This window comes from Agromyces sp. NPDC055658, from assembly GCF_053618155.1.
In genome coordinates, this window is the sequence record NZ_JBSHHD010000043.1 from 19,960 (window position 1) to 27,467 (window position 7,508).

The window sequence follows — 7,508 nt, forward strand, 5'->3', positions numbered from 1 at the left end:
CCGGGACGCAACCCCGCCCGGCCTACGGTGACGTCGTCCCAGCACGGGGCATCCGACAACGACGTCAAGGAGACACGATGACCGTGTACGCCGCGCCCGGCACCCCCGGCGCGCTCATCGAGTTCAAGCCGCGCTACGAGCACTTCATCGGCGGCGAGTGGGTGAAGCCCGAAGGCGGCGCCTACTTCGAGAACATCTCGCCCGTGAACGGAAAGGCCTTCACCGAAGTCGCCCGCGGCACCGCCGCCGACATCGACGCCGCGCTCGACGCGGCGCACAAGGCCGCACCCGCGTGGGGCCGCACGAGTGCCGCGCACCGCGCCGGCATCCTCAACGCGATCGCCGACCGCATCGACCGCAACCGCGAACTCCTCGCCGTCGCCGAGACGTGGGACAACGGCAAGTCGATCCGCGAGCCGTTGAACGCCGACCTCCCACTCGCGAGCGACCACTTCCGCTACTTCGCGAGCCTCATCCGTGCGCAGGAGGGCAGCTTCACGCAGCTCGACGAGGACACGGTGGCGTACCACTTCCAGGAGCCGCTCGGCGTGGTCGGGCAGATCATCCCCTGGAACTTTCCGCTGCTCATGGCGGTGTGGAAGCTCGCGCCGGCCCTCGCCGCGGGGAACGCCGTCGTTCTGAAGCCCGCCGAGCAGACGCCCACCTCCATCCTCGTGCTCGTCGAGCTCATCGCCGACCTGCTTCCGGCGGGCGTGCTCAACGTCGTGAACGGCTTCGGCGTCGAGGCGGGCAAGCCGCTCGCCTCGTCGAGCCGCATCCGCAAGATCGCCTTCACGGGCGAGACGACGACCGGACGGCTCATCCTGCAGTACGCGTCGAACAACATCATCCCCTCGACGGTCGAACTCGGCGGGAAGAGCCCGAACATCGTGTTCGAGTCGGTGGCCGATCGGCGCGACTCGTTCTACGACAAGGCCCTCGAGGGCTTCAGCCTGTTCGCCTTCAACCAGGGCGAGGTCTGCACCTGCCCGAGCCGCTCGCTCATCCAGAGATCGATCTACGACACGTTCCTGGACGACGCGATCGAACGGACGAAGCAGGCGAAGCAGGGCAACCCGCTCGACACCGAGACCCAGGTCGGCGCGCAGGCGTCGAACGATCAGCTCGAGAAGATCCTGAGCTACATCGACATCGGCAAGCAGGAGGGTGCGAAGCTGCTGCTCGGCGGTGAGCGCGCCGACCTCGGCGGCGACCTCAGCGAGGGCTACTACGTGCAGCCGACCATCTTCGAGGGCCAGAATCGGATGCGCCTGTTCCAGGAGGAGATCTTCGGCCCCGTCGTCGCAGTCACGAGCTTCACCGACTACGACGACGCCATCTCGATCGCGAACGACACCCTCTACGGACTCGGCGCCGGCGTCTGGAGCCGCAACGGCAATGAGGCGTACCGCGCCGGCCGCGACATCCAGGCCGGGCGGGTGTGGGTGAACAACTACCACGCGTACCCGGCGGGCGCCGCGTTCGGCGGGTACAAGTCGTCGGGCATCGGCCGCGAGAACAACAAGCTCGCGCTCGACCACTACCAGCAGACGAAGAACCTGCTCGTGAGCTACAACGAGAACCCGCTCGGGTTCTTCTGAATCGGGGCCGCGTTGTCGCTCGAACGATTCGCGGACGGCGTCGTCGGCCGGGTGGTGATCGCGGGGGAGTCGTCGTCGCGGGTGGAGCTCTCACCCGCGGCGGCGACGCTGCTCGACCGCCTCTGGTCGATGCACGGTCCCCTCATGTTCCACCAGTCCGGCGGGTGCTGCGACGGCAGTTCGCCGATGTGCTACCCGGCGGGCGAGTTCGTCACGAGTGAGGCCGACGTGCTGCTCGGCGAGCTCGAGCTCGGTCGGGATGCCTCGGGGTCGGCGCGCGTCGCCGGCTTCTGGATGTCGGCCGAGCAGTTCGCCTACTGGCGGCACACCCACCTCACCGTCGATGTCGTCCCGGGTCGCGGCAGCGGGTTCTCGATCGAGGCGCCCGAGGGCGTTCGCTTCCTCATCAGGTCTCGGCTGATGCAGGACTGAGGTCACCGCAGGGCGGCGGAACCGCCTGCCCCTGTCGTGCTCCCGGCGTGCCGGAACGCAACAGAAATCCGCCGCCCTGTGGTGTGGCACTGCCGACATCTCTACGGGGCGACGGATCTCTTAGGGTTCCAGCGTGCATGGTGTTCGCCAGTAGCGCAAGACCCCGGTGGACATCCGTCCGCGATGGACACGGGCACGTGGAATCCGTTTTGATTGAGGGCATGACCGATACGAACAGCAAGCCCGAGATCGACGCTCCCGAGGGCCCGGCCCCCGTCGAGCTCGTCATCGAAGACCTCGTCGTCGGCGACGGCGCCGAGGCCCAGCCCGGCTCGACGGTCGACGTGCACTACCTCGGCGTCGAGTTCGACTCCGGTGAGGAGTTCGACTCCTCGTGGGGTCGCGGACAGTCGATCAACTTCCCCCTCTCGGCCCTCATCACGGGCTGGAAAGAGGGCATCCCCGGCATGAAGGTCGGCGGTCGCCGCCAGCTCATCGTGCCCCCGCACAAGGCGTACGGCCCCGCCGGCGGCGGTCACCCGCTGTCGGGCAAGACCCTCATCTTCGTCATCGACCTGCTCGGCGTCAGCTGAGTCGGTCCGTGCTGTGAAGGCCGGTGGGCGAGCGCCCGCCGGCCTTCGTCGTCGTTCGGCTACGATTCGAGCGTGCTGCCCGCCTTCGCCCCCTACCTCGTCGTCTCGATCGGGCACCTCGTGCTCCAGTACGTCGGCCCCGCCTGGAGCGTGACCGCGACGAAAGCGCTGCTCATGCCGCTGCTCGCGCTCGCCGTCGTGATCGTCTCCCGTCGTTCGGGCGCGCCAGTGCCGGCCCTGCTGCTCGCCGGCATCGGGCTGTCGTGGGGCGGCGACGTGCTGCTGACGTTCCCGGGCGACCCCTGGTTCGTGGCGGGCCTCGCCTCGTTCCTGGCGGCGCACGTCGCCTACATCGTGCTCTTCCTGCGGATGCCTCGGGCCCGGCGTTGCCCGCCGGCCTGGGCGCTCGTCTATCCGCTGTGGGTCGTCGCGATGCTCGCCCTCCTGCTGCCCGGTGCCGGCGCGCTCGCCGTGCCGGTCGTCGCGTACGCGCTCGTCATCGGCGCGATGGCGGTGAGCGCTTCGCTGCACGGCGGCTGGATCGCCCTCGGCGGTGCCCTGTTCGTGGTCTCCGACTCGGTGCTCGCGATGGGGCGCTTCCTGCCCGGATACGAGTTCGCGGCGCACGACCTCGCCGTGATGTCGACCTACCTCGCGGCGCAGGGCCTCATCGCGTTCGGGGTGCTGCTGGCGGTTCGCGGTGCGGCGGCGCCGTCTCGCGCACCCGGTCGACCAGTTCTCGCCACGGACCGGTGACCTGGCGCTCGGCGAGCAGCGCCTCGTGCGGGGCGCACTCGATGCGGTAGACGTAGCGGTCGGGCTCGGGGGGAGCGGGGGGCACCTCGCGCCACGGCAGCTCGCCGATGAGCACGACCCAGGCGTCGGGGTCGGGCTGCTCGTCGACCTCGACGCGCCACGTGGTGCGGAGGCCGGCCAGACCCCCGGTGCGCTGCACGATGACCTCCATCGTGCTGGATGCTACTCCTCGATCAGGCGCCGCGCTCGGCCCCGTCGGTCGCCGGCAGCACGCCGACGGTCTGCCAGCCCGTGCGCACCGCGCGGGCCTCTCGCGAGTCGGCGCCGAAGCGCCGCTCGGCCTGGCGAACCGTCTCGGCCGCGAACTCGGCGAACGTCGCCGTCGGGCTCAGCCGCCCGGAGGTGAGCGTGTCGTACCAGATGCGGCCGACGTGCTCCCATGCGAAGCCGCCGAGTTCGCGCGCGGCGAGCGCGAACGCCCGGTTCGGGATGCCCGAGTTCAGGTGCACGCCGCCATTGTCGTCGGTCGTCTCGACGTAGTCGCGCATGTGCGCGGGCTGCGGGTCGCGGCCGAGCACGTCGTCGTCGTAGGCGGTGCCGGGTTCGAGCATCGACCGGAGCGCCCTGCCCTGCACCTCGTCGGTGAAGATGCCCTCGCCGATGAGCCAGGTCGCTGCCTCGGCGTCCTGACCCAGCGCGTACTGCTCGACGAGCGCGCCGAACGCGTCGGAGGCGTGCTCGTTGAGTGCGCCCGGCTGACCCTGGTAGCGCAGGCCCGCCGTGTGCTCGGTGACGCCGTGCGCGAGCTCGTGGCCGATGACGCTCAGCGAATCGGTGAAGCCGCGGAACACCTCGCCGTCGCCGTCGCCGAACACCATGCGCTCGCCGTCCCAGAACGCGTTGTCGTAGTGCTCGCCGAAGTGCACGGTCGCCTCGAGCGGCATTCCGGCGCCGTCGATCGAGTCGCGCCCGAAGACGCGGTCGAACAGCCGGTGCGTGTCGCCGAGCCCGTTGTAGGCGTCGTCGACCGACTCGTCGCCCGTCGCGCGTTCGCCCTCGCGCCGCACGAGCCGGCCCGGCAGCCGCTCGGCGTGCTCCGCATCGGAGATGCGGCGGTCGGGCTGCGACGGCGCGTCGGGCAGCGCGGCGGGCAGTCGCGGCTCGGCGCGGTCGGGCGGCAGCAGCGGCGGCGTCCCGCGCAGTTCGCGTCGCGGCGCGTCGTGCAGCAGCGAGCGCCGGGCCGCCTCGGCGGCGAGCGGGAACCGGTGGGTGGCGTCGGCGATGCGGTCGAGCAGGTACGGAGGGACGATCGTCTGCTGCATGACTCGATCGTCGCACCGGCCGGCGACATCGGCGCCGCGCCGCGCCATAGGCTGGTGGCGTGACCAGCGCCCCGCTCCTCGGCCTCCTGCTCGACGTCGACGGTCCCATCGCGAGCCCGGTGACCCGGTCGATCGCGATCCCGTCGATCGCGCGCGATCTCGCGGCCCTCGCGAACGACGGCAACGCCGTGGTGTTCAACACCGGCCGCTCGGACGCCTTCATCGCCGAACGGGTCGTGCCGCCCCTCGTCGACGCGGGACTCGAACCCGGCGCGCCCGTTTGGGCGATCTGCGAGAAGGGGGCGGTCTGGGCGGCGATCGATCGTGGCGGGCTCGGCGAGGTCTTCGTCGACCTCGACCTCGCCATGCCCGAGGAGTTCACCGCCTACATGCGCGACGTCGTCCGGTCGCAATTCGACGAGGTCGCCTTCTTCGACGAGACCAAGCGCGCGATGGTGTCGGTCGAGCAGCACGTGCACGTGGCATCCGGCGACTACCTCGTGGCCCAGCCGCGCTTCGACGCGCACGCGCATGCGGCGCTCGCGGCCAGGGGCTTCGGCACGGTGCAGGGCGACGAGGAACGACCGGATGCCTCGGGCCGCGTGCACTGGCGGGTCGACCCGAGCATCATCGCCACCGACGTCGAGTCGGTGCGGCTCGGCAAGGATCTCGGCGCGGCACGCGCGATCGAGCTGCTCGCCGAACGCGGCGTCCGTCCGCGGCACTGGCGAACGATGGGCGACTCGCGGGGCGACTACCGCATGGCCGACTGGCTGCACGAGCGGGGCGAGTCGGTCAGGCACGTCGACGTGCGCCCCGCCGACGGCGTGCCCGCGACCGGGTACCCGGTGCTCACCGCCGGCGATCTCATCCACGACGAGGCCGGGGCGCTGTTCCTCGGCCGATGGGCCGAGGCGTCGCGTCGCGGCGACCTCGGCGACGACGAATAGGGCGCACGCCGTTGCCGAAGATCGACCTTGCCGACACCGCCGACGCGGCGGCGTTGCGCGCGCACCCGATCGCGCTCGTGCCCGCGGTCCTGGTGTGCGGCGCCGCCGTGCTGCTGTTCGGGTTCATGGCGCCGATCTCGGGCTACGCGATGATCGCGGTCGGGCTCCTCGCCGCGTGGCTCTGCGACCGTTCGGGGCGCACCGAGCGGCTGCTCGCCGACCTCGCGCTCATCGCGATCGGGCTCGTGATCATCTCGACCATGTCGCTGAAGGCCGACCTCAGCGATGCGGGCATGGTCCGATTCGCGCTCGTGCTGGGCCTCGCGGTCGCGGTGCCGTTCCTCGTCTCGCGCTTCGTCTACCGCGAACGGGTGATCCGCTTCCCCTGGCGCACGGGCCGCCGGTGGACGCGCACGCAGTGGGCCTACCTCGCGGGCGTCACGCTCGCCGGCTGGCTCGTGCTGCCGGCCTACTTCATCGGGTCAGGGGTCTACGAGAACTGGCCGGCGGTCGACGGTGCGAACGAGATCGGTCGGCTCGCGGTCGGGGTGACCGCGGTCGGCACGTGGGACGAGCTGTTCTTCATCTGCACGGTCTTCGCGCTGCTCCTGCGGCACTTCCCGGCCTGGCAGGCGAACCTCCTGCAGGCGACGGTCTTCGTCTCGTTCCTGTGGGAGCTCGGCTACCAGAGCTGGGGGCCGCTGCTCACGATCCCGTTCGCACTCGTGCAGGGCTACACGTTCAAGCTGACGAAGTCGCTGACCTACGTGCTGGTGGTGCACCTGCTGTTCGACCTCGTCGTGTTCCTCGTGCTCGTCTACGCGCACACGGGTGCTCCGGCGATCTTCCCGTTCGTGCCCTGACCGCCGTCGCGACGCGCCGTGAGCGCTACTTCAGCTGCCCGCGCACCTCACCGCCGGGATACGTCGGCGTGTGCACGTTGACGTAGTACGCGCGCGGGTTCTCGGCGATGGCGTCGAGCACGGCCGCGTCGGCGTCGGCGCAGTCCTCGACGGTGAAGGCCGTGGCGTTCGGCACCGAGAGCGGCACGACGACGCCGCCGGCGACGCCGCGCGGGGCGAGGTGGATGTGCGCGGCCACGGCGCCGGCGGTGAGCCCCTCGACCTCGAGGGTGTAGCAGAACTCGCCGTCGGCGATCTCGTAGGCGATGAAGCCGTGCCCGCCGCCGGTGGCGCCGGTCGTCTCCTGCTCGTTGTTCAGCGGAATGGCCGGTGTGCCCGGTGGCCTGGCCTGCGCGGCGGCCGCCGTGGTGAGCGTGAGTGCGGCGGCGGCCGCGAGGGCGAGGACGGCGGTGCGGGTCCGATGCTGCGCAATCATGATGAATGCTCGCTTCCTTCGGGTCACGACGCACGCTACGCTGCGCGGCGGTTCGCCTCAACCCCGCCGCGGTTCGCCTGCCGCGCGCGACGCGTCAGTTCCGCTCGACGACGGCTCCGTGGCCGGCGAGCCAGTCGAGCAGCACCTCGGCGTGGTTGACCTGCGTGTCGCGTGCGCCGTAGAGCAGCGTCACGCGATCATGCTCGCGCCCAAGCTCGAGCAGTGCGTCGGCTGCGGCGTTCTCGTCGAGTTCGGCGCGGTAGCGCGACGCGAAGTGCTCGAAGTCGCCCAGCCGGTCGGCGGCGTGGTGCCACTCGGTGCGCAGCTCGGGGGAGGGGGCGACCGCCTTGTCCCACAGGTCGAGCTCGGCGCGCTCCTTGCTCACGCCTCGCGGCCACAGCCGGTCGACGAGCACCCGGTAGCCGTCGCCCGCTTCGGCGGGCTCGTACACGCGCTTGATCACGAAGGCCATGCGCCCAGTCTCGCCGCGCGCGCTCGCCGAAGCAACGGATGCCT

10 protein-coding genes are annotated in these 7,508 nt (G+C 71.0%); 6 read left to right on the forward strand and 4 right to left on the reverse strand.

Features of this window, described 5'->3' with window-relative positions; genetic code table 11:
- Positions 1 to 77: 77 nt before the first annotated feature.
- The 4 genes from exaC to ACWGPE_RS16675 all read left to right on the forward strand — a co-directional run bounded on the left by exaC (position 78) and on the right by ACWGPE_RS16675 (position 3,382).
- Positions 78 to 1,601, forward strand: a complete 1,524-nt coding sequence (gene exaC / locus ACWGPE_RS16660) for an acetaldehyde dehydrogenase ExaC (RefSeq protein WP_231431369.1) — start codon at positions 78 to 80, stop codon at positions 1,599 to 1,601.
- Between the two features lie 12 nt (positions 1,602 to 1,613).
- Entirely contained in the window at positions 1,614 to 2,033 is a 420-nt protein-coding gene (locus ACWGPE_RS16665; protein WP_275506723.1) for a DUF779 domain-containing protein, read from the forward strand.
- Between the two features lie 221 nt (positions 2,034 to 2,254).
- Positions 2,255 to 2,626 carry an FKBP-type peptidyl-prolyl cis-trans isomerase gene (locus ACWGPE_RS16670; protein ID WP_231431367.1) on the forward strand — a complete coding sequence of 124 codons (372 nt, stop codon included), beginning with the start codon at positions 2,255 to 2,257 and terminating at the stop codon, positions 2,624 to 2,626.
- 72 nt (positions 2,627 to 2,698) lie between these two features.
- Positions 2,699 to 3,382: a lysoplasmalogenase gene (locus ACWGPE_RS16675; protein WP_452049107.1), complete on the forward strand. Its 684-nt coding sequence runs from the start codon at positions 2,699 to 2,701 to the stop codon at positions 3,380 to 3,382.
- On the opposite strand, the gene ACWGPE_RS16680 is transcribed toward ACWGPE_RS16675, so the two are convergent.
- Positions 3,294 to 3,593 carry a protealysin inhibitor emfourin gene (locus tag ACWGPE_RS16680; protein WP_231431365.1) on the reverse strand — a complete coding sequence of 100 codons (300 nt, stop codon included), beginning with the start codon at positions 3,591 to 3,593 and terminating at the stop codon, positions 3,294 to 3,296. The genes ACWGPE_RS16675 and ACWGPE_RS16680 overlap by 89 nt on opposite strands.
- A gap of 22 nt (positions 3,594 to 3,615) precedes the next feature.
- On the reverse strand, positions 3,616 to 4,704 hold the full coding sequence (locus ACWGPE_RS16685; RefSeq protein WP_452049108.1) for a M4 family metallopeptidase: 1,089 nt from the start codon (positions 4,702 to 4,704) through the stop codon (positions 3,616 to 3,618).
- A 59-nt stretch (positions 4,705 to 4,763) separates the two neighbouring features.
- Between ACWGPE_RS16685 and ACWGPE_RS16690 the strand changes: the two genes are divergently transcribed.
- Positions 4,764 to 5,654: a hypothetical protein gene (locus ACWGPE_RS16690; protein ID WP_452049109.1), complete on the forward strand. Its 891-nt coding sequence runs from the start codon at positions 4,764 to 4,766 to the stop codon at positions 5,652 to 5,654.
- Between the two features lie 11 nt (positions 5,655 to 5,665).
- Entirely contained in the window at positions 5,666 to 6,517 is an 852-nt protein-coding gene (locus ACWGPE_RS16695; protein ID WP_452049110.1) for a CPBP family glutamic-type intramembrane protease, read from the forward strand.
- Positions 6,518 to 6,542: 25 nt separating this feature from the next.
- On the opposite strand, the gene ACWGPE_RS16700 is transcribed toward ACWGPE_RS16695, so the two are convergent.
- Both ACWGPE_RS16700 and ACWGPE_RS16705 read right to left on the reverse strand, forming a co-directional pair.
- The gene (locus ACWGPE_RS16700; protein ID WP_275506726.1) at positions 6,543 to 6,992 is read right to left on the reverse strand and encodes a CHRD domain-containing protein; all 450 of its coding nucleotides are present in this window, start codon (positions 6,990 to 6,992) and stop codon (positions 6,543 to 6,545) included.
- A gap of 94 nt (positions 6,993 to 7,086) precedes the next feature.
- Positions 7,087 to 7,508: DUF488 domain-containing protein (locus ACWGPE_RS16705; RefSeq protein WP_452049111.1), on the reverse strand; the 422-nt coding region annotated here is incomplete at its 5' end.